The sequence below is a fragment of the Planotetraspora kaengkrachanensis genome, assembly GCF_016862895.1.
GTDB classification, from domain to species: domain Bacteria; phylum Actinomycetota; class Actinomycetes; order Streptosporangiales; family Streptosporangiaceae; genus Planotetraspora; species Planotetraspora kaengkrachanensis.
On sequence record NZ_BONV01000040.1, the window covers coordinates 86,096 to 106,028 of the forward strand.

26 protein-coding genes and 1 riboswitch are annotated in these 19,933 nt (G+C 66.2%); of the genes, 18 read left to right on the plus strand and 8 right to left on the minus strand.

The window, feature by feature from the left end; translation table 11 throughout:
- Nucleotides 1-39 precede the first annotated feature (39 nt).
- The 7 genes from Pka01_RS32280 to Pka01_RS32305 all read left to right on the plus strand — a co-directional run bounded on the left by Pka01_RS32280 (nt 40) and on the right by Pka01_RS32305 (nt 6,042).
- Nucleotides 40-1,458, plus strand: a complete 1,419-nt coding sequence (locus Pka01_RS32280; protein ID WP_203886739.1) for a hypothetical protein — start codon at nt 40-42, stop codon at nt 1,456-1,458.
- A 315-nt stretch (nt 1,459-1,773) separates the two neighbouring features.
- Nucleotides 1,774-1,858: riboswitch (ZMP/ZTP riboswitch) on the plus strand.
- Complete coding sequence (locus Pka01_RS32285; protein ID WP_239115672.1) at nt 1,835-2,218, plus strand: hypothetical protein; 384 nt, start codon at nt 1,835-1,837, stop codon at nt 2,216-2,218. (Overlaps the previous riboswitch by 24 nt.)
- A 577-nt stretch (nt 2,219-2,795) precedes the next feature.
- Nucleotides 2,796-3,563, plus strand: a complete 768-nt coding sequence (locus Pka01_RS32290; RefSeq protein WP_203886741.1) for an SDR family NAD(P)-dependent oxidoreductase — start codon at nt 2,796-2,798, stop codon at nt 3,561-3,563.
- A gap of 102 nt (nt 3,564-3,665) precedes the next feature.
- Entirely contained in the window at nt 3,666-4,463 is a 798-nt protein-coding gene (gene ribA / locus Pka01_RS32295) for a GTP cyclohydrolase II RibA (protein WP_239115674.1), read from the plus strand.
- Between the two features lie 13 nt (nt 4,464-4,476).
- On the plus strand, nt 4,477-5,199 hold the full coding sequence (locus Pka01_RS32300) for a RibD family protein (protein ID WP_203886742.1): 723 nt from the start codon (nt 4,477-4,479) through the stop codon (nt 5,197-5,199).
- A complete protein-coding gene (locus Pka01_RS41660; protein ID WP_373318200.1) occupies nt 5,196-5,504 on the plus strand; it encodes a peptide-methionine (R)-S-oxide reductase in 309 nt (102 codons plus the stop codon). The genes Pka01_RS32300 and Pka01_RS41660 overlap by 4 nt, the downstream gene beginning before the upstream one ends.
- A gap of 259 nt (nt 5,505-5,763) precedes the next feature.
- Nucleotides 5,764-6,042 carry a hypothetical protein gene (locus Pka01_RS32305; protein ID WP_203886743.1) on the plus strand — a complete coding sequence of 93 codons (279 nt, stop codon included), beginning with the start codon at nt 5,764-5,766 and terminating at the stop codon, nt 6,040-6,042.
- 110 nt (nt 6,043-6,152) lie between these two features.
- Here the strand turns inward: Pka01_RS32305 and Pka01_RS32310 are convergent, their stop codons facing one another.
- Nucleotides 6,153-6,521: a GNAT family N-acetyltransferase gene (locus tag Pka01_RS32310; RefSeq protein ID WP_203886744.1), complete on the minus strand. Its 369-nt coding sequence runs from the start codon at nt 6,519-6,521 to the stop codon at nt 6,153-6,155.
- Nucleotides 6,522-6,717: 196 nt separating this feature from the next.
- Here Pka01_RS32310 and Pka01_RS32315 point away from each other — a divergent pair, with 196 nt between their 5' ends.
- Together Pka01_RS32315 and Pka01_RS32320 are read left to right on the plus strand one after the other, a co-directional pair.
- The gene (locus Pka01_RS32315; protein WP_203886745.1) at nt 6,718-7,068 is read left to right on the plus strand and encodes a GNAT family N-acetyltransferase; all 351 of its coding nucleotides are present in this window, start codon (nt 6,718-6,720) and stop codon (nt 7,066-7,068) included.
- Between the two features lie 140 nt (nt 7,069-7,208).
- Nucleotides 7,209-7,352: a hypothetical protein gene (locus Pka01_RS32320; protein WP_203886746.1), complete on the plus strand. Its 144-nt coding sequence runs from the start codon at nt 7,209-7,211 to the stop codon at nt 7,350-7,352.
- A 337-nt stretch (nt 7,353-7,689) separates the two neighbouring features.
- On the opposite strand, the gene Pka01_RS32325 is transcribed toward Pka01_RS32320, so the two are convergent.
- Together Pka01_RS32325 and Pka01_RS32330 are read right to left on the minus strand one after the other, a co-directional pair.
- Nucleotides 7,690-8,316 (minus strand): TetR/AcrR family transcriptional regulator, encoded by a 627-nt coding sequence (locus Pka01_RS32325; protein ID WP_239115695.1) that lies wholly within the window; start codon nt 8,314-8,316, stop codon nt 7,690-7,692.
- Nucleotides 8,316-8,789, minus strand: coding sequence for a hypothetical protein (locus Pka01_RS32330; protein ID WP_203886748.1), 474 nt, complete (start codon nt 8,787-8,789; stop codon nt 8,316-8,318). Before Pka01_RS32330 ends, Pka01_RS32325 begins: the two co-directional genes overlap by 1 nt.
- Nucleotides 8,790-8,992: 203 nt before the next feature.
- Between Pka01_RS32330 and Pka01_RS41665 the strand changes: the two genes are divergently transcribed.
- Nucleotides 8,993-9,292: a hypothetical protein gene (locus Pka01_RS41665; protein ID WP_373318204.1), complete on the plus strand. Its 300-nt coding sequence runs from the start codon at nt 8,993-8,995 to the stop codon at nt 9,290-9,292.
- Here Pka01_RS41665 and Pka01_RS32340 read toward each other — a convergent pair.
- Complete coding sequence (locus Pka01_RS32340) at nt 9,236-9,814, minus strand: GNAT family N-acetyltransferase (RefSeq protein ID WP_239115676.1); 579 nt, start codon at nt 9,812-9,814, stop codon at nt 9,236-9,238. The genes Pka01_RS41665 and Pka01_RS32340 overlap by 57 nt on opposite strands.
- 362 nt (nt 9,815-10,176) lie before the next feature.
- On the opposite strand from Pka01_RS32340, the gene Pka01_RS32345 reads away from it, so the two are divergent.
- From Pka01_RS32345 to Pka01_RS32360, 4 genes are all read left to right on the plus strand, one after another.
- Nucleotides 10,177-11,094, plus strand: a complete 918-nt coding sequence (locus Pka01_RS32345; protein WP_203886750.1) for an NADP-dependent oxidoreductase — start codon at nt 10,177-10,179, stop codon at nt 11,092-11,094.
- 65 nt (nt 11,095-11,159) lie between these two features.
- Nucleotides 11,160-11,633, plus strand: a complete 474-nt coding sequence (locus tag Pka01_RS32350; protein ID WP_203886751.1) for a GNAT family N-acetyltransferase — start codon at nt 11,160-11,162, stop codon at nt 11,631-11,633.
- Between the two features lie 354 nt (nt 11,634-11,987).
- Nucleotides 11,988-12,368, plus strand: coding sequence for a nuclear transport factor 2 family protein (locus tag Pka01_RS32355; protein ID WP_203886752.1), 381 nt, complete (start codon nt 11,988-11,990; stop codon nt 12,366-12,368).
- 212 nt (nt 12,369-12,580) lie between these two features.
- Complete coding sequence (locus Pka01_RS32360; protein ID WP_203886753.1) at nt 12,581-13,777, plus strand: MFS transporter; 1,197 nt, start codon at nt 12,581-12,583, stop codon at nt 13,775-13,777.
- 151 nt (nt 13,778-13,928) lie between these two features.
- On the opposite strand, the gene Pka01_RS32365 is transcribed toward Pka01_RS32360, so the two are convergent.
- The 3 genes from Pka01_RS32365 to Pka01_RS32375 form a co-directional block, all read right to left on the minus strand.
- Complete coding sequence (locus Pka01_RS32365; RefSeq protein ID WP_203886754.1) at nt 13,929-14,084, minus strand: hypothetical protein; 156 nt, start codon at nt 14,082-14,084, stop codon at nt 13,929-13,931.
- Nucleotides 14,085-14,175: 91 nt separating this feature from the next.
- Nucleotides 14,176-14,847, minus strand: a complete 672-nt coding sequence (locus tag Pka01_RS32370; RefSeq protein ID WP_203886755.1) for a sigma-70 family RNA polymerase sigma factor — start codon at nt 14,845-14,847, stop codon at nt 14,176-14,178.
- A 391-nt stretch (nt 14,848-15,238) separates the two neighbouring features.
- Nucleotides 15,239-15,856 (minus strand): DUF6461 domain-containing protein, encoded by a 618-nt coding sequence (locus Pka01_RS32375; RefSeq protein WP_239115678.1) that lies wholly within the window; start codon nt 15,854-15,856, stop codon nt 15,239-15,241.
- 270 nt (nt 15,857-16,126) lie between these two features.
- On the opposite strand from Pka01_RS32375, the gene Pka01_RS32380 reads away from it, so the two are divergent.
- Nucleotides 16,127-16,591 (plus strand): hypothetical protein, encoded by a 465-nt coding sequence (locus tag Pka01_RS32380; protein WP_203886756.1) that lies wholly within the window; start codon nt 16,127-16,129, stop codon nt 16,589-16,591.
- A gap of 190 nt (nt 16,592-16,781) precedes the next feature.
- Here Pka01_RS32380 and Pka01_RS32385 read toward each other — a convergent pair whose 3' ends face one another.
- Nucleotides 16,782-17,246, minus strand: coding sequence for a MerR family transcriptional regulator (locus Pka01_RS32385; protein ID WP_203886757.1), 465 nt, complete (start codon nt 17,244-17,246; stop codon nt 16,782-16,784).
- Nucleotides 17,247-17,380: 134 nt separating this feature from the next.
- Here Pka01_RS32385 and Pka01_RS32390 point away from each other — a divergent pair, with 134 nt between their 5' ends.
- The 3 genes from Pka01_RS32390 to Pka01_RS32400 all read left to right on the plus strand — a co-directional run bounded on the left by Pka01_RS32390 (nt 17,381) and on the right by Pka01_RS32400 (nt 19,892).
- Entirely contained in the window at nt 17,381-18,106 is a 726-nt protein-coding gene (locus tag Pka01_RS32390) for an SDR family oxidoreductase (protein ID WP_203886758.1), read from the plus strand.
- Between the two features lie 449 nt (nt 18,107-18,555).
- A complete protein-coding gene (locus Pka01_RS32395) occupies nt 18,556-18,834 on the plus strand; it encodes a hypothetical protein (protein WP_203886759.1) in 279 nt (92 codons plus the stop codon).
- A gap of 41 nt (nt 18,835-18,875) precedes the next feature.
- Nucleotides 18,876-19,892 carry a sensor histidine kinase gene (locus Pka01_RS32400; protein WP_203886760.1) on the plus strand — a complete coding sequence of 339 codons (1,017 nt, stop codon included), beginning with the start codon at nt 18,876-18,878 and terminating at the stop codon, nt 19,890-19,892.
- The last annotated feature ends 41 nt before the right edge of the window (nt 19,893-19,933 follow it).

Sequence of the window (19,933 nt, forward strand, 5' to 3'; positions counted from 1 at the left end):
GGCTTGTACGACAACAAGCAGGATTTCAAGGAGATGCCAGTGCGTAGTAAGCGAACACTGAGGACCGGTATCGCCGGACTCGTCATCGCGGCGACCGCGATCCCGGGCGTGAGCGTCCCGGCCACGGCGGCCACGCACAGCGAGCCGGCGGCGGCCACCGCCAAGTGGAAACTGAAGTACTCGGAGGATTTCCAAGGCCGCGAGAAGGACCTGAACACGGACTCGAGTCCGTGGATCCGCTGGACCGGTGACCAGCCCGTCGACACGATCATGGACGACTACGGGGACTGGTGGAAGAACGACTACGGTCCCGGCATGCAAGCGGCGCTGAGCAGCTACGCGACGTACCGCAAGCAGGTGCCGTTCGGCAAGGACGGCTGGCTGACCGCCTCATTATCGGCCCGCGACTGGGACAAGAACGGCACTCCGGAGCGGCCGCCGACCATCTCGACCGAGAAGGCGAAGGGCGGCAACGTTCTTAAGATCAATTCACCGGATTCCTACGACGGCGCGCTCATCACCACCACGCAGAAACTGCCGCCCGAATACCGTCTCGAGTACCACCTCAAGACGCTCGACTTCGGCGGCGAGCGCAACGGCAGCATCTTCTACGACGGCAAAGAGAACGGCTACACGCCCGTTGCCGGCGAGTGCAAGACGCAGTTCCCGTACGCCGAGGGCATCGGGACCAAGGGGTGGAACAGCCAGATCACGACAAATCCGTGTGACTGGCAGAGCGTGACGAACGGTCCCTTCGGATACAACGCCTTCCACCTGCTCGGCATCGTCGACTTCTCGAACCCGCAGCCGGCGAACCTGCACTTCTGGCACTACCGGCGGAAGATTCTCATGGACTCGTTCGCCCAGCACCCGGACCGGATCGGCACGGGAAGCGGCGGGCGCATCTGTGACCCGACGACCAACACGTACTACCCGATCCGCGACAGCACCAACAACATCATCGACATGTGGATCAACGGCCTGCCGAACTACAAGCCTGGCAAGGGCGGAATCACCGGCAACTCGCAGTGGTTCATGACCACCTGTTCCGACGGTGTCGCCGAGCCGGTGTCGCCGTCCGCGGCGGCAGAGATGATCCCCGAACTGATGCCGAACAGCGACTACGTCTTCGCCGTCGAGCGGGACAAGACCGGCTACACCGAAGAGGTCACCGGAACGTTCCTGCACGGCGGGCACCAGACGATCCGCTTCCACCGGGACTTCGTCGTCGACAACGTGCCGATCTGGCACTACAACAACACGCCCGATCAGTACGACGGCCGCTACAACGGCACTCTCGTACAGAACGGGGTCTACAACCAGCAGGAGTGGCCGGACCAGTGGCCGGCCGGCTCGGGTTACCCCGACTTCCCCGTGATCGGCGACCCGTACACCGACGCTGGTGAGGGTACCGCGACGATCGACTCGATCAAGCTGTACGTCCCCAAGAACAAATAGACCCAACGAGGAAATCGAGCAGGAGGGTCGGGTCGCCCGATCCTCCTCTCCTACCACCGGACAAAACCGACCGGCGACGGCAGGCCGGCACGACTACATGTGCGGTGGATGCGTCTGGACGGCCTCAAGCGCGAAGGACGGCTTCAACGAGGCGATTTTCGCGGCGGTGCTGCCCAAGGCACAGTGCGAGTCCGTGGCCGAAATCGAGGAGCCGTTAGGCGGATTCGTCGAGGGTGCCACGTACGACGAGACGAGCTTCGCATGCGACCCGCTCGCTCGGGCGACTTCAACGGGTCCGAACACGTGGTTAAGATCGTGTCTGGTCGCGACTGGCGAAGGTGGACAACCACCGGGAAGCGGCCGCCTTCTCGCGTACGTGTCGACCGCCTGGGCGCCTGCGGTGCGTGCACTCGCTTTCCGCCCGAACATCCGCCTTCAGGATCGAGTCAACTGGCAGATCCGCTTCATCGAGGGCGACCTGACCACGGATGAGCATCTGCGCCTGTCAGAGGCGCTCTGGTCGCCCGCGCCCGAACTGACGGACGAGCAGCGCGCAACGTGGCTCGCGACCTTGGACGAGGTAGCGTTCGTCTCAGATGGTGCTCTGCCGTTCCGCGATAACGTCGACCACGCCCACCGACACGGCGTCCGCTACATCGCCGAACCTGGTGGTTCGATCCGGTCAGCGGAAGTGCAAGACGCCTGCCAGGAGCATCGGATCGTTCTCGCCCACACTGGTCTACGACTGTTCCACCATTGAAGTGGCGCCCGAGGGCTGCAGCTGACTGGACATCACGCCCGTGGTCCGTTCGACTACGAGGGTCGGTTCTACCGGGTCGAGGGGGCGGGGCTGCCCGAGCCGCTCGCCCGGCAACCCTTCCCGGAGATCTACTTCTCCGGCTCACGTGATCGACCAGGACGCGCGTCCGGCTCAGGTGAGGGGCTGGCCCATGCAGGGCTGCCGGGGCGCGGCTGCCGACATCGGCGCTGCATGGCGCCGCCGTGCCTGTTCTGGTCGCGAACTGCGGCGGCCTCACGAGGCGGGAGTGGCTCCTTCGCGCCGTCCCAGTCACCGGCGCGATCGCCTGGACGTCGTCGTTCTCAACGGCCGTGTGGTCGGCCTCCCGCAGTCCCGTCGGGGCCCATCCGGCTACTTCCCCGGGTCGTCTCCGGTCATCAGCGTCGTCGCGTAGCGAGATGCCGGCTGGCCTCTGACCTCCGACGACCTGGCACGTAAGACCTGCCGCGAGCCGGTCACTCACCAAGACATACCCAGCAGGATCTCTAGTTCAGACGCCAACTGCGGCACGAGCCGCATCGTAAAGGAGTGAAGAAGCATGGGTGCCTTCGAAGGCCGCAAACTGATCGCCGTCGGCGGCAGCAGCGGCATGGGACGGCAGAGTGCTGAAGACGTCATCGCGGCCGGCGGCTCGGCCGTCATCATCGGCCGCGACCAGGCCCGCGTGGACGACACCGTCAACACCTTGTCCCAGAACGGGGAGGCATGGGGCATCACTGCCGATCTTGCCAACCGCGACGACGTCAGGCGGGTCCAGGACACGCTGGCGGCCGAGCACGCTGACGCCACCCTCCTGGTGAACTCGGCCGGCTTCTTCATCCCCAAGGCTTTCCTCGACTACGAGGGCGCCGACTACGACGCCTACCTCGAGCTCGCCAGGTCAGCCTTCTTCCTCACCCAGACCGTCACCAGAGGCATGATCAGCGCCGGCGGAGGCGCCATCGTCAACATCGGCTCGATGTGGGCCCACCAAGCCATCGCCGCAACCCCCGCGACCGGTTACTCGATGGGCAAGGCGGCCCTCCATGCGCTCACCCACAACCTGGCCATGGAGCTCGCGGAGCACAACGTCCGCGTCAACGCCGTGGCGCCTGCCGTGGTCGCGACCCCCTTGTACGAGGCGTTCGTACCCAAGGACCAGCTCGAGGCCACGCTCAACACCTTCAACGGCTTCCACCCGCTCGGCCGTGTGGGAACGCCCAAGGACATCGCCTCTGCGGTGACTTACCTGCTCTCCGACGATGCCAGCTGGGTCACCGGCGCGATCCTCAACGTCGATGGCGGCGTCATGGCGGGCCGGAATTAGGCCTCAAAGAGATCCCCGGCCACGCGAGGTCCGGGCACAGAGCAGCACGGACCCCTTGGCGACAACACGAGAAGACGAACCTCACAGCGAGGAGCTAGAACCATGGCACAGGCATATGAGCGCACGCCCGAGGCAGTCGAGCGAATGACGCCACGACAGCGGGCGGTCACCCAGGACGACGTCACCGAGCCGCCCTTCGAAAACGAGTTCCGGAACTCAAAGGAGCCGGGCATCTACGCCGATGTGGTCTCAGGCGAACCGCTCTTCGCGTCGGTCCACAACGCGGACGCCGTCGTACGAACCCGGGTGCCTGTGCCCCTGCGGTTCGTCGACGGGTTCAGCACGGTGGCCGAGGCCGTGACCTTCCGCGGTCTGGCCGACGACGGCGAGCACGTGGCGCTCGTCTTCGGTGAGCCGGACGCGGGCGCGTCGCCGCTGGTGCGCCTGCACTCCGAATGCCTCACCGGCGACGTCTTCGGGTCGGCACGCTGTGACTGCGGCCCGCAGCTGCGCGAGGCCGTCGAGCGGCTCTCCGCGGCGGAAGGGGTGCTGCTCTACCTGCGTCAGGAGGGCCGGGGGATCGGCCTGTACAACAAGCTGGACGCCTACGCCCTGCAGGACGACGGCCTGGACACCTACGCCGCGAACGCCGCGCTCGGGCTGCCGGAGGACGGGCGGGACTACACCGTCGCCGCGCAGATGCTCGGCGCGCTCGGGATCGGCGGCGTCGACCTGCTGTCCAACAATCCCGACAAGGAGCGGCAGCTGTCCGCCCTCGGCGTGACGGTGCGCCGCCGGGTGCCCACTGGCGTCTTCGCCACCGACAGCAACATGCGCTATCTGCGCGCCAAGGTCGACCGTACGGGCCACACCATCGACCTGACCGAACTCGCGAGCTAGCCGGGGAGCCCCGATGGCCACCACACGGCCGTACGTGCTGCTGTCCGCCGCGGTGAGCGTCGACGGCTACCTCGACGACGCCGGCCCCGAGCGGCTCCTGTTGTCCAGCGGCGAGGACTTCGACCGGGTCGACGCGGTGCGCGCCGACGTCGACGCCATCCTCCTCGGGGCCACGGCCGTGCGCCGCGACAACCCGCGGCTGCTGGTCGGCTCGGCGGAGCGGCGGGCCGCCCGCCTGGCGCGAGGCCTGCCCGAGCACCCCATGAAGGTGGTGATCACCGGCTCCGGCGACCTGGACCCGTCACTGGCCCTGTGGCACTGCGGCGGCGCGAAGCTGGTCGTCACCGTCGACGCCGCGCTGGCGCGGGTGCGCGCCACGCTCGGCCCGCTCGCCGACGTGGTGAGCACGGGCCCCGCCGTCGACTGGACGCAGGTCCTCGACGAGCTGGGCAGGCGCGGAGTCCGCCGCCTCATGGTCGAGGGCGGCGGCTCGGTGCACTCTCAGCTGATGTCGGAGAACCTCGCCGACGAGATGCACCTGGCGGTGGCGCCCCTCCTGGTCGGCCAGGCGGACGCGCCGCGCTTTCTGGGACCCGCCGCGTATCCGGGCGGCTCGCGCGTCCGGATGAGGCTGGTGGAGGCCCGCCTCGTCGGCGACGTCGTGCTGCTGCGCTACTTCCCCAAGGAGCGTTCGGCCGGCGTCACACGTGGTCACGCCAGGGATGCCGCGGGATGAACCCGAGCGCCTCCCGCGCGGCGTCGATCGACAGTCACACGGCCTGGCCCGTTCACCATCCCGCTCGGGCCGGGCAACGTCGTAGAGCGCAGCGACACCAGCCATGGGATGGTCCGGACAGAGGTTGCTCGGCACGCGGCGACAGCCACCTCGGCCATCTCTTCCCGGACGGCCCACCCGATGCGGGTGGCATACGCCACTGCATCTGCTACACCGACGGCGAGAACGAGTACCCCACCTGTCGGAACCATCCCGGCCATGCCGAAGCAGTCGAGATCGTCTACGACCCGCTACAGATCACCTAACGGAGGTGACCCCACCGGGACGTTCTGGAGGCAGAGCCTGAGCACCAGGACTACTTGATCAAGCACCCCAACGGCTACACGTGCCCCTACGTCCGACCTCAGCGGCAGCTGCCCCACCAAGAACCCGTTGGCTGATAGAACGAATTGTCCACGGCCAGGCCAGGAGCAGACCCCGCGACTCCAAGAAGATGGGGAGTGCTTCTCGTTGGCTGGACACTCTGGCTATGCATCCAAGGCATGAATCAACCAAGGTGGACGCGTGGATAACAAAGCGCAGAACGCATCCGGCGATCAGCGGAGTGATCACTGGGCTCGACTGGACGCCTTTCTCCAGACCGATCCGCGCGACGCCGGCTGCGACGAAGCCATGGAGATGCTGGACGTCTACGCGGAGCTGCTTGCTGCGGGCAACGACCCGAGCGAGCGGTTCCCGGGCGTTCATGCGCACTTTCTGGCCTGCGGTCCATGCGCCCAAGTCTTGGAGGGCCTGCTATCGGCGCTCACAGGCCCAGCCTCTTCTCAGCCCGGCCCGCCGTAGCACGCCGGCGAGGACCCACGAGAGGCGGGTTCCAGACCCGGACGCCGCGCCGGCAAGCCGGCGACGTGGTAGGGGCTCCTTTCGAGGGATCTCCTGATGGCTGCATGGTCTCAGCCACGGGCCTTCGCGCGCGCCGACTCGGCGGACGCACGATCGGAGTAGCCGGGGTGTCGGGCGTCGATCAGATGGGCATAGGTGGTCGTTCGCGAGAGGTAGTCGACCACAAAGGGGCAGATTGCGGTGATCGTGCCCTCTCGGGCGCGGATCTCGTCGAGCACGCGCCGCACCATCCCACCGGCGATACCTTGGTGTTGATGACTGGGCTCGACTTCGGTGTGCTGAAGGGCGTACCGGTTGGGCTTCAGATGGGTGTAGTAGAGCCTGCCGACCAGTTCGCCGTCCCGGTAGAGCTCGAAGCGGCCTTGGCTGGTGTTGTCAATCAGGTCTTCGGCAGCCGGTGCCTGGTCTTCACTGCTCATCGGCCCACTCCTTCAACGTGTACCTGCGGCGTGCGTTCGGGCAGTTCCCGTTTTGGACGATGGGGTCCAAGTATGGCATGCGGCTGCGCACAGATCGCGGCTGGAGTGCCGTAAGTTGGACTGGATAGTCCGCGCGTGCCCTTGGCGGGTGCTGGCTAGACCCACCGACTGGAGACGAACGAGGCGAGAAGAGAGCATGAAGCCATCACCGGCCGCCGTTGAGGTGCGCAAGGATGAGACCACCCGCCTTTACGAGGCACTGATCGATGGTCAGGTCGTCGGTACCCTGGCTTACGAGACGACCGGCGGACGGGTCTCGCTCACGCACTCTTACGTGGACCCAGACCAACGGCATCGAGGCGTCGCCTCGGCCCTGGCGCGCTACGCCCTGGAAGACCTGAGCCAAAGTCAGACCAGGGTTGGCATCTACTGCGGGTTTGTTGCCGACTACGTCCAAGTCCACCCCGAGTTCAACGACGCCGTCGACGTCAGCCGCTCGGCTTTCATCGCCACTCGTACCGCGCGAGACACGAACAGCGGGCGCTGACGCGATGGACGGTGCGACCCTGCTTACCTTCAGTCCGCGCGCTCCCCAGCTTGTGATGGGGTGGCATCTGCCGCTCGAGGTCCGTGGCCGCGGCATGGCCGGCCAGATCGGGCATGCTCTGGCGCACCAGGCGTATAGGAATGACAGCAGTCGATGACTTCGACTGGGCACATCACGGCGTACGGCTCGAGGTGCTGCGGATGAGCTGGGCCGGCCTCCATAAGATCCGACCTGGAATCTCGTTGGACTACTCCTATGGCCCAGAGGAGCTGGACGGCTGGTGAGCTCGCCCGCCGCGACGTTCCCTGCGCCCTCGTCTGACCACGGGGAAGCGAGGTCGCAAGAGCTCGCGCGTGGCGGGTGGTGAGGTCCAGCGACAAGTTCCGTACCCCAGCTCGTGTCTCGGCGGGGATCGAACTCACACTCGAGGCTGTTGCCGATCTTGCTGGGCGCGGGCTGCGGGCTGCGGTCGAAGACGAGATGGTGTGAGATTGGGCTGGGGTCTCCCAGAACGGTGACCTACGTTGGGGTGACTCAGCCGCCGGCTTACTCAGGTTCTGAGGAGGGCCGTGCTCTCAGCCCGCGGCTTCGGCTCGGATCCGGGGCCGTTTGGCGATGAGCTCAACGGTCAGACAGGCTCTCGATGTACGCAAGTGCCATGTCGATTGATGTCGCCATCGGTGTGACATCGCGCGCAGTCTGGGCCAGCATGTACCCGCCCTGGAGGGCGGCCATGAGCCCGGTCGCGAGTTGGTCTATCGACGCCTCGGGCGGAAGCGCACCACCGTCTTGAAGCCGTCGCAACACGCCTGCCAGGAGTCCCTGCCATTCGGTGAACAGTTGAGACAGGGCTTGGCGTGCGAGGGCGTCGTGATCGGAGACCTCGGAGGCCAGCGAGCCGAGCGCACAGCCGTAGGCGCCATGTCGAAGGGCATTGTTCTGGACCAACGCGTCCCGCCAGCGGCGCAGGCCCCGGATCGTCGAGACATGGCCGAGGGCTTCACGCTCGCGCTCCATGATCCGTTCTCCCACGTGGTCAACGACGGCCCGCACGAGCGCGTCCTTGCCGTCGAAGTGGTGGTACAACTGCGACTTGCTCACTCCGCTCGCCGCGAGCACGTCATCAAGCGTGGTTGCCCCGACTCCTTGGATGTACATCAGCTCGGTTGCCGCGGCGACGATCTTTGCCCGCGTCTTTGCACCGCGCGCCGTCAGGCGTCTGCCATCGCGCGAGTCAGCGGTCGTCATCACGGGTTCATGTTACCGATCGGGCTACTTGTTCCCGCCCTTGCAGGGCAGTTGTCCTCGGTTGCCGCAAAAGGCGCGAGGGCGAGGTCGAGCGCGGCGTTGAGTGGCCAAGGGTCTTCTGCAATCTGACTCAGGGTGCTGCCTCCATGCAACGCCGCAAGAATCAGCACCGCAGTCTTCTGGGCGTCGACATCAGCCCTCCGAGTCTGACCTGAGGAGAAGCGTGTGTCGCCCGTGGTCCCGGACTGCGCCAACCGGTCAACCGTCTCGGCGATGAGCTCGCGCCAGCGATCGAGGAAGTCGGCTCGGTCGGGCACATCACCTGTTTGTCGCATCGCCAGCACGTACGGCGACAGTGGAGTCATGAGCTCCTCGACGACTCGGCGGCGCCAGCCGGCCAGCTTCGCCCCATCAGTGACTCCAGCCAGACATGCGCTTTCGCGGGCCAAGACTTCCGCGAAGTGCGTCCTCATCAATCCCTCCTGGCCAGTCGACACCACTCACGGTTCCTGCCCTCTTATAGGACTATTTGGTCCATTTTACACCGATATAGTGTAGCTATAAAGCCGCAAGGCGGTTGAGGTCGCGGACCGGCAACGAAAATGGACTAGGAAGTCCATTAGTTGATGTGTACGTGTGGCAGGGGCTTGGCGATCTAGTCATCGCCAGCGATGGCGTGGTTGCACGGCTAGGGGTTGCGCCGTTGGCCAGGATCGTCGGTTCGGCGGGGCATTCGTTGGAGCCTGGACTGATGGGCATCGCGCCGGCGTGGGCGATGCCCAAGGTCATCAAGGCTGCAGGTATCGCTCCCGACGAGATCGGCGTGTGGGAGGTCCACGACGCGTTCGCGGTGCAGGCACTGGGGGCTCGGGGCAGGGTGTGGCCGTCCTGCTCGAGAACGACCAGGCATGAACCGGGATCAGCGTTCGACGGGGCCCGGCTCGAGCGCGGAGGTGTCCAAGTCGCCCTTCCGTAGCCGAAAGACCTGAAGACGCAGGTCGTAATACTTGTCCGTTTCTCCGACCCACTCCATCCCGATGCGGCGGGCGGCGCGTGTGCCGCGCTCGTTCTTGGGCCGTACGACGGCGAAGACCTCCTCCTCGCTGTTGCTGAAGGCATAGTGGGCCAGGGCATGACCCGCCTCGGCCGCCAACCCCCGCCCCCACGCCCACGGAGCGAGCTGGTAGCCCAACTCCAGGTCGTCACCCCCCGGCGGCAGCGGAAGAATCTGACCCGAGCCTGCGACGCGCCCGCTCTCGGCCTCTTCGATCACCCACCGACCACTCGGGCGCCCTTCGGATCCCAGAGGTGCCGCGATCCATCCGGTGATCACCGCACGCATCTGGTCGAGATCGTTGACGCGATCCATTGCCGGGGCCAGCCACCGGGAGACCTCCGAGCTGCTGTAGATGTCGAGCGCCCCGGCTGCGTCATCTTGATGCCACGGGCGCAGCCGCAACCGCGGTGTGCTGATGGTCGAACCGACGATAGTGACCACGTGAGTCAACCCTGCTCCTCGATGCGGGGACGGGGCACGCCCGACGGCGCGCTTAGCGGTTGATAACGCTACGCCGTATTGGACTAACTCGTCCATCTAGGCCCGCGCCGGGTGACGTCACAGCGAGCCGGAGACAGCAGACGAAAGAGATGTGGCCTCCCGGGCACTAACTCTAGGCACGAAGCTCTGCCGGGTGCAGTAGTACGGGCTCTTCACACACGAGCGCCTACGGAGGCGCTCCAGGCAACGACGCTCGCGCCACAAGCCCTGTCGATCAGCGTAAGAAGCCGAGATCTAGGTGCCACGAACACTGATGAACCGAAATGTCCCCCAGGTGAGGATCGGATACAGGGAGGTGCCGGATGAAGGCGATCGTGGTGACGGATCAGGCCGCGGGGACGGCCGGGATGACGCTGGTCGAGCGGCCCGAGCCGGAGGCGGCGGGGAACGACGTCCTCGTTGAGGTACATGCGTCGGGATTCACCCCCGGCGAGCTGACGTGGCCCGGAACCTGGACCGATCGCCTCGGCCGCGACCGCACGCCGTCGATCCCCGGCCACGAGGTGGCCGGTGTGGTCAGCGCGCTCGGCTATGGCACGAGGGGGCTGTCGGTGGGACAGCGGGTTTTCGGCCTCGCGGAGTGGACTCGCGACGGCACCCTGGCCGAGTACGTAGCCATCGAGGCGCGCAACGTTGCGCCGCTGCCGGGCGATGTCGACTTCACGGTGGGCGCGAGCCTGCCGATCTCCGGCCTGACCGCGTGGCAGGGACTATTCGTGCACGGCCGCTTCCAGGTGGGACAGAGCGTCCTCGTGCACGGCGCGGCCGGCGGAGTCGGCTCTTTGGTGACCCAGTTCGCCAAACAGGCCGGTGCCCATGTCATCGGCACCGGACGTGCCGCCGATCGGCAGACCGCACTCGACTTCGGCGCGCAGGAGTTCGTCGACCTCGACAACGACTCGCTGGACGACGTCGGCGGAGTCGATCTGGTCTTCGACGTGATCGGCGGCGACATCCAGAAGCGGTCCGCGGGTCTGGTTCGAGCCGGCGGGATGCTGGTGACCATCGCCGGCCCGCCCGAAGCGCAGCCGGCCGAGGGACTGGCGGTCGACTTCGTCGTCGAGGCCGATCGCGCGCAGCTGAACGAGATCGTCCGGCGGGTGCGGGACGGTCGGCTGCGGACGAACATCGGCAACGTGGCGCCCCTCGACGAGGCCGTCGCCGCCTTCAACCCGACCGAGCGGATCAAGGGAAAGACCATCATCCGCGTTCGTCCATAAGGACGCGGAGGCCACACCCGTTGGCCAAAGCCCACCTCTTGGCTCCCCTGACAGAAAGCGTGACAATGAAGATCAATCCCGAGGCCGAGGCGGCCACCCGCGAAGAGAACAACGCAGCGCTCATCGCTGCTCTGGACCAGACAGGTCTCAGCGAGGCGGAATCCAGCTGGGAGCTCGATGTCATCAACGACACCGAGCACGGCCGATGGATCGCCACCCTCGGCGCCGACGCGATCGCCGAGCTCACGTACCGGTTCGTGGGCGGCCGTGTTGTGCTGCTGAAGACCTGGGTCGAGCCCGCGTACCGCGGAAAGCGGGTGGCCACGGAGCTCGTAGCTCGTGTGCTGGACGCGATCCGCGAGAGCGGGAAGAAGATCACCATCATCTGCCCGTTCGTGGGTGAGTTCATCGACCGCAACCCCGAGTACGCCGACCTCATCGACAAGGTCCGTCCCGGCTCCGGCGCCTACCCCAAGCACGAACCCGCGGAAGTCGGTCACGACGAGGAGCTCACCGCGTTCCAGCGCGACCTGGCGTAACCGTGCGGCGTTCAGACGTGGTCGCCTGTCACGGCATCCGAGCGTGCGACATGTTCACCACGGCTCGGCCAGGAAGCCGGTGTCGACGGTCACTCATCTGATCGAGGGCGTGTCGCCTCGTCGGCTCACCATCGTTGGTCGCACCGCCTCTCGACGTCGTACCGCGCTGACCGGCGCGGTACGGCGGGAGGGCGTCGAGACGCGACCGGGATCGCGACGTTGTCGGTAAGACGGCGCGACGGATCTGACACCAATCAGACGGGACGACCTTGCACGCCGGCACCGCGTACACGGCACCGGAACGACAACCCACCTGCAGCGGACGCCGAAACACGCAGGGAAGGAAACAAGAAAATGAACGACACCGAGCAGTTCACCGAGGATCTGGCGATCCTCGAGCAACTTAACCTTGACTACAACCATTCGGACCAGGCCAGCGATGCCAAGCGCTTCAGTGAATTCCTCGCTGAAGATTTCATTGTGCAGACACCGGGTGTCACCCGCAACCGTGAGGAGTACCTCGAATACATCGCTAAGCCGCGCCCCTTCAAGGATCTCGCTTTGCGCGAAGTCGAGATCCGTATCCTCGGCGATGTTGCGCTGATCCACGGCAGGGCGGCATACACCATGATCGCCGATGGAGTGGAACAGGAAGCTCTGTACACGGACGTGTACCAGAAGCGTGAGGGCGCCTGGGTCTGCGTCTCCGCCTGCGCGATCGCTCCGGGCGCCTGACCCGACCACGCGCGCGAGGCTGCTGGTCGCGAGGCGACACCTTCACGGTGCGCAGCCACGTCGACGTGCGTGATCCGAAGCCTCCAGAAACTCCGGGGTGGTTCAGAACAATAGGAAGGCACGGCTCGATGCAAAACGTGGCACCAGCGCTCAACCAGGCTCGTCGGGGCAGAACGCTCCGGCTGGCATTCCTGTCTGCGGTGGTATCCCTGGTGGCCGCGTTCGCCGCGGTGGGCTCGACGATCCCGCTTTTCAACATCTACCGGGCCGAGGACGGGTTCACCAACGCCGGTATCTCGACGACCGTCGTCGCCTACTCCGCTGCCACTCTCACCACACTGTTGATGATGGGACGGCTGTCAAATCATCTGGGCCGCCGGCCCACCTCGATCGCGAGCCTCGGCCTTCTCGTGCTGGGCTGTCTGCTGCTGCTGAACGTGCACGACATCGGCATCCTGATCGCCGGTCGGCTCCTGATGGGCCTCGGTGCCGGGCTGGCCAGCAGCAGCCTCACCTCCTACATCGTCGATGCCGCACCGGCCAGGCCGGCCTGGTTGGCCTCCGTCGCCTCCAGCCAGACAGTCATGCTCGGCCTCGCCGTCGGCGCCATCGCGTCCGGATCCCTGGTCCAGTTCGGCCCCTGGCCACGCGAGCTCATCTACCTCGTCGCCGTCGGCTTCCTCCTCCTTTCTGCCGCACTCGTCGCCGTCAGCCCGGAGACGGCAACTCCGTCGCGGGGCGCTTGGTCGTCACTGCGTCCCCGGGTCCGCGTACCGGCCCGGGTCAGGCATCTGCTCCCCGTCGCGGCAGCGGTGTTCCTGGCCACCTGGGCGACCGGGGCCTTCTACCAGGCCTTCGTGCCGGCGCTAGTCGAAGATCAGCTCCACACGCGCAGCCCGCTCGTCCTCGGGCTGGTGTTCGCCGCCTACATGGGTCCCAGTGCTCTCGGTGCTCCCCTCGGCGGCCGGTTCACATCCGCGGCCGCCCAACGCCTCGGCATGATCATCTTCCTGGCCGGATGGATCGGCATCATCACAGCGATCACCACCGGCACACTGGTGCTGTTCATCGCCGCAACCATCGTCGCGGGCGCCAGTCAAGGCATCGCCATCAGCGCCGCCACCCGCGGCCTGCTGCACGGCAGCACCCTGGCCGACCGGGCACCGAGCTTCAGCGCGATCTACCTGCTCTGCTACAGCGGCGCTGCCATCCCCGCCCTGGTCTCCGGCCAACTTTCCAACACCTTCTCACTGCCGCAGATCGCCCTCGGATACGGCGCACTTGCCCTCATCGCCACCGTGTTCACCGTCATCGCTGCACGCAACCCGCACCCCGACACGAGCGGGAACAGTCAGCACGGGAGCGATCATGACGAACCTCACCGTCATCCAGACCTCACTCGACCCTGAGCAGGGCGCTCGTCGACGCCCGTGGATCGCCGCGCGGATCGGCGCAATGGGCCAGAACCGGATCGGCGCCCTGCTCCTCCGTTCACGACCTCGCGCGCCGGTTGCTTGCCTTCACGCTGGGTCCGGCGGCCCGCATGTCCCTTCGGCGATCTCAGATGAGTCCGGCGGCGCGGCGGCTCAGACCGTGCTGCCGGCCGCTGGGCGCCGACTCCGTGTCGTGGGCCTGGATGATCCACCTCAACGGGCGGACCCTGTTCGACGGGCTCCGGCTGCCGATGGTCATCCGCCACGTCGGCGCGATGCCCATCAGGCCCGGCTCCAACGCATGTGCCGCCGATCCGACGATCCGGGCCGACGGCGCTACCCGTGGCCTGCAAGCACGTCATCGCTCGCGATGACTACGCGCTCGACCCATCGGACAACGGTGTCGAGTTGCGTGCGGTCATCTGCGGCGCAGCGGGCAGGTAGCCACTCGCCACCAGCGCAGCGCGGAGCTTCTTCCGGGCGTCGAAGAGCACCTTGTACAGCGCGTTGTGGGTCGAGCCCAGCTCGTCAGCCAGAACATCCATCGGCATGCCGTTGAGGACCGTCGCGACGAACACAATGCGCTGACGCTCCGACAGATTCTCTTCGACCGCGGTCGAGACCGCCGCCGCGAACTCCCGGGCCTGCGCCTCGTCGTCGGGTCCCACGTCGAACCTCGAGGTGATCCTGGACCAATCCTCTTGATCGTAGGGGACCTCGTGGCGACGCCAGAAGTGACGGTTCATCTTGGTGGCCACGTTAAAGATCACGAATTTGCTCGCCCACGTGGTGAACCTTGCCTCACCTCGGAACCTGTCCAGACGCTCGCCGATGGCCATCAACGCGTCAGCGGCGGCCTGGTGGGCAATGTCCTCGAGTTCCGGGCCGTCCAGCTCTAGGACCGGCGCACGCCGACGTGCCTCAGACTTCGCGATGCGAAGCAGCAACGGATACAGCTCCCTGCACGCCGCCTCTCTGACGGGGCCGGCAGCAGCGAGATCACGCACCCATCGGCGGTTCTCCCGATCAGTCTCTGGGTCGTCCACTGCCTCTTCTTTCGCCAGAGCATCACAAGCCCGTACGCGCTGGTGGTCACTCCCCACGCGGCACCCGGGCGACCATGAAATGGACGATTTAGTCCATTGGTCGCCGTCGGGCGGCAGCTAGTCGTGGTTACGCGGGATGCACGTCAGATGGCGGACCAGTCCGATCGCTTGGTCTCGAACGAGCCGCCAATCGGCTTCCCGGGTGATCGTTACAGCTTGTTATTGTAATGAAACCAGCTGGACACTAGCATAGTGGACGCAATAGTCCAACTTCCTCGGTGCAGCAGCGGCTGGCCGTGGAGTCGTGCAGCCATGGCTTACCCCTCGCATCGAGGTGATGTAGACGCCCAGCGAGACCATCAGGCTCCGGCCCTAAGGGGTCTCGAAGGCCTTACAACGCAGCCACTGGATTCCTGACGATGCCGCAGATGTACGTGGTCGCTTCCAGTAGTTCGGGTGTCAGTCTTACTCCGGTCAGCTCTTCGGCCAGGGCGAAGGCTGCGGGGACTGAGATGTCGGTCTCAGGCGCCTCGGTGCCGAAGTGGAAACCGATGCTGTGCATGACGTCCAGGACGTCGTCCGGGGTGCTGCCGTAGCGGTCGTCGGGGAACGTTGGCTCGAAGGCCAGGAGATTCGTCGCGTCCTCTGCCCATAGGAACGAGTCCAGACCGTTGATGTTCGTGAAATGGGAGACCCAGGTTGTGCCCGAGGAGGCGGGGAGCGCTTGCTCCTCGGTGACGCCGAGCCAGCCGTTCGGCTCGATCATCAAGGTCCATGATCCGATTTGGGTCATGGCGGCGAGGTGCCAATGGAAGTCGTAGCGGTCCGTCACGTCGAAGGCGGCATCGACGATGGCTGTCACACCCGTCAGTGCGGGATCCTGCCGGCCGCCCAGCCTGTCGAGTAGATCGGCGGGTGAGAGGTCGTGCACGAGGGTGATGCAGTAGGCCTCAGCAAGGTCGGGGAAGCGCTCCTCGAACCACAGATAGTCAGCAGCGGCAGCCGTCATGACCGGCATTCTTGCCTGCGGGACCGACAAGCCGGGCAGGGGAGTACGACCCACTGTGCTCACGCGAAGGCACGACGGAGGCGCCCATCGTGCATCGCCAGATCGTGCTCGGATGCTCCGCGATCAACGAACCGATCGCAGAAAGAGGACCCGATGCGGGCTCACAGCCAAGAGCACCAACACGGGACTCCCTGTGTCGCTAGGCCAACCGTGTGCGATGGGTGGGCGTCCAATGGGTGCGAGCTCTCCCCCCAGTCCGTGGAGCACCTCATGGCCGACGAGCCAGCCACCTTCCAGGTGGGTCAACCACCTGAGCCGACCGTGCCGTCGAGGAAGCGACCGCCGTGGTCGGGGATCGCGGTGATCGTCACGGTGGGCCTGGTGGTGCTGGTCGCGGCAAGCGTCTTCGCTGCCGCGAACCGGGAGGACATGCAGTCCCCGTGCGACAGGGCGATGGTCCTTGTCGGCCAGGTGGACGACATCGTCGAGCACCAGGGTACGACGGTCGGATACGTCTCCCCGGACGAGACCACGCCGCTGTGGTCCACCCTGACGCGGATGGCGGATGGGCTCGCTGAGGGCTCGTATACGGACGTGGACGGTGCCCCGTCTAAGGAGCTTCAGGCCGCGTTGTTCGAGTTCGCTCGGACGTTGCCGACATCGCCCGGTGGGCTGTCGGACACGGGCGGCGATGTTCAGCAGTCGCTCCGCCACATCCGGGCCGCGTGCGCGTAATGCACCGTCGGCTCGATGCCGAACACGGCGACCATCATGCGGATTTCGGCGGCATCCATCCACGATTGCAATCCCTACCGAAGGGGTTCGCGTGGAAGAGCCGATCGAGATTCCGCCATCCGTTCTCAATACGTTCGATCTGATCCGGGCTCTCGTCGACATGGGCGGCTGAAAGTCTCCGCTGCCGCAATCACATGGTGATGAGCGTGGCTGACGCATCGCGAGCCGCAGTTGGGTGCGGTGCAGTCCGCGTTGCGTCGGCAGGGTTGTACGGCGCCCAGGCGGGCTCACGGAGGGCAGGGCAGTGTTCGGGAGTCGGATGGTTCGCGATGTCGATCATGCGGTCGAGAGCGTCGCGTGCGGCAGCAAGGTCGGCCATGGCGGCGGTGATGCGGCTGCGCTCCGATGCCAGCAGCTCGAAGGCCTTGGGGGAGGCGTGCCCGGTATCGACGCAGGGCAGCAGCTGCAGGATGGTCCGGCTGGGCAGGCCGGCGGTGAAGAACTGCTGGATCAGCCGGACACGTTCGACGGCTGACTCGGGGTAGGTTCGCTGGCCGCTCGGGGTGCGTTCCGGGGTGAGCAGACCCTGCTCTTCGTAGTACCGGAGAGCTCTGGTGCTGACCCCCGCCTGGTGTGCGATCTCGCCTATCCGCATCTGCGCCCTCCCCTGATTCCGGCTTCGCGGTTCTCGACTTGCCCTTGACGTCAATGTGAGGTTTTAGGTTAGCCGATGCCGGGCCGGATGCGGCTCGCCGAACCCGAGAGACCTACGCAGGAAGCAAGGAACCCATGAACGTCACCGACCAGATCGCCCTCGTCACCGGAGCCAACCGCGGTATCGGCCGTCAGTTCGTGCTCGAACTGCTCGAGCGCGGGGCGAGCAAGGTCTACGCGACGGCTCGCCGCCCCGAGAGCCTCGACTTCGACGACACCCGGGTGGTGCCGCTGCGACTCGACATCGTCGACCACGAGTCCGTGATCGCGGCAGCGGCGACCGCGCGGGATGTGACCCTCCTGGTCAACAACGCCGGCATCGCGACCGGTGCCGCCCTCGTCACGGGTGACCTGGACGAGGTCCAGCGTGAGATGGACACGCACTTCTGGGGCACGCTCGACGTGATCCGCGAGTTCAGCCCCGTCCTCGGGGCCAACGGCGGAGGTGCCATCGTGAACGTCCTGTCGGCGCTGTCGTGGTTCGCCGGCCCGGGCACCGGCTCGTACTCCGCTGCCAAGGCTGCGGAGTGGAACATGACGAACGGCGTCCGTCTCGAGCTCGCGGCGCAGGGCACGCTCGTCCAAGGCGTCCTCCTCGGCGCCGCCGACACGGACATCATGGCCGGATACGACGGACCCAAGATCGATCCCCGCGACGTGCCGCACCGCTCGCTCGACGGCCTGGCCGCCGGCTCGATCGAGGTCATCGTCGATGACTGGACCGCAATGGTGAAGGCGTCGCTCGTCGGCGACCCCGCCGCGTTCTACGCACAGATCACCGAGTTGCTCGGTGCGAGTTGAGCAGCTCGGTGGGAGCTTCCTCTCGCGGAATCGAACATGAGACCGCCTCCGGGTGCCCGCAGCAGCCGACGTGCGAGCTCGACGACGACGCCGGCGGCCGCCGGATTCGTGTGGGCGGAGATGACCAGCTGACCATGCCGCCCAACCGGAAGACAGCGCTCACCGCCAGCGCAGGTAAGCGGACGCTGTCACCAACGTCCATGGTCAGTACAGCTAGGTCGCGGACCTGTGGAGGGAGGTCATGTGTCACACCTCACAACTACCAACTCGAACGGACGTTCTGGTCTCCGCACGGGGGGCCTGGGGTCGTCTGTGGGCCGTCCGGAGCGACGGAGCGGAAGCGACCGCCTGGTCGTCCGCCCCGGGCGGGCGGCGTCTCTCTTCCGGAACGCGTTGACTGGGAGCAGCACTCACACCCTATTCGGCAGATTCCGACATACAGTCGCTAAATGGGCTGTAATAACGTTGCCGCCCGAACGGTGACCCACGAGGGCAGGACCACCCGGATCGGGGTCCACGCCCTGGGCGTCATCGGGGAATTCCTGCGCGCCCGGCGTAAGGTCACCATTCCCAGGCAGGCGGGGCCGGTCTACTCCGGTCTCCGCCGGACAGCCGCCCCCGGAAGCCCTTCAGAACAGGCGCTCGCGACCCTGTCCCGTACCGTCGAGCACGGCGTCGGCCTCGATCCTGTGCTGTCTGTCCACAGCCACATCCGGGGCTATGGGTGATCACCTTGAGCGCATGGCTTCACTGCTCCATCAAAACCCGTGTGACCACCGTGGCGAGCGCCGTCGTGGCGTTAATCTGCGTTTCCGCCACCCTGCTGCTGCTGATGGACGCCCCCCAGCCTCCGCTCTACGGAAGCGTGGCCGTCCTGGCCGGACTCATCGGCGGTTCACTCCTGCTGATCGCGGCCACCGCGCTCGGGACGTACTGGATGATGAGCAAGACCCTCCAGCCGGTGTGTGCCATCAGCGGAAAACTCGCCATGATCCGGTCTTCCAATCTCAGCGAGCGGGTTCCACTGCCGCGCCATGACGACGAGTTCAAGGAGCTTGCACAGGTCACCAACCAAACGTTGGAATGGGCCCAGTCGGCGATTCAGCAGCAGTTGAAGTTCGCCTCGGACGCCTCCCATGACCTGCGCAACCCTCTCGCAGCCATGCGTACCGAGCTCGAAGACGCACTCATGCAACCGGAGGAGATCGACTGGGTGGAAACCGGCGACAGGCTGCTGGAGTCCGTCGAGCGGCTACAGGACTTAGTGACCAACCTGTTGAACATCTCACGACTTGACGCGGGCATCATCGGTCAGTACGACCTGCTCAACCTCGCCGTCCTGGTGGACGGCGAACTCGACCACCGGCGGCGCGACCACCAGGGAAGCACACTCAGGGTGGTCAGGAGGTTCAGCAGCGGCGTGATGGTCAACGGCGAGCGGATCGGCTTGGAACGGCTGTTGCACAACCTCCTGGACAACGCCGAACGCCACGCCCGCTCTATCGTCACGGTCACTGTCGAGAACCGGGGCGACGCGGCGGTGCTGGAGGTCTGCGACGACGGGAGCGGGGTGCCGACCGAGCATCGGGAGATCATTTTCCAGCGCTTCACCCGCCTGCAAGACGCGCGTGCCAAGGACGCCGGCGGCAGCGGCCTGGGCCTGCCTATCGCCCGGCAGATCGCCGAAGCCCATGGCGGCACCCTCACTATCGAAGACGGTCCCTCCGGAGCACGGTTCGTCGCACGCTTCCCCCGGCCGGCCGCGCTGGCGGCGAGCAGCAGATAGCGGGTGAAGGATCTACCAGTGCCAGTGGGCTCCGGCTCCAA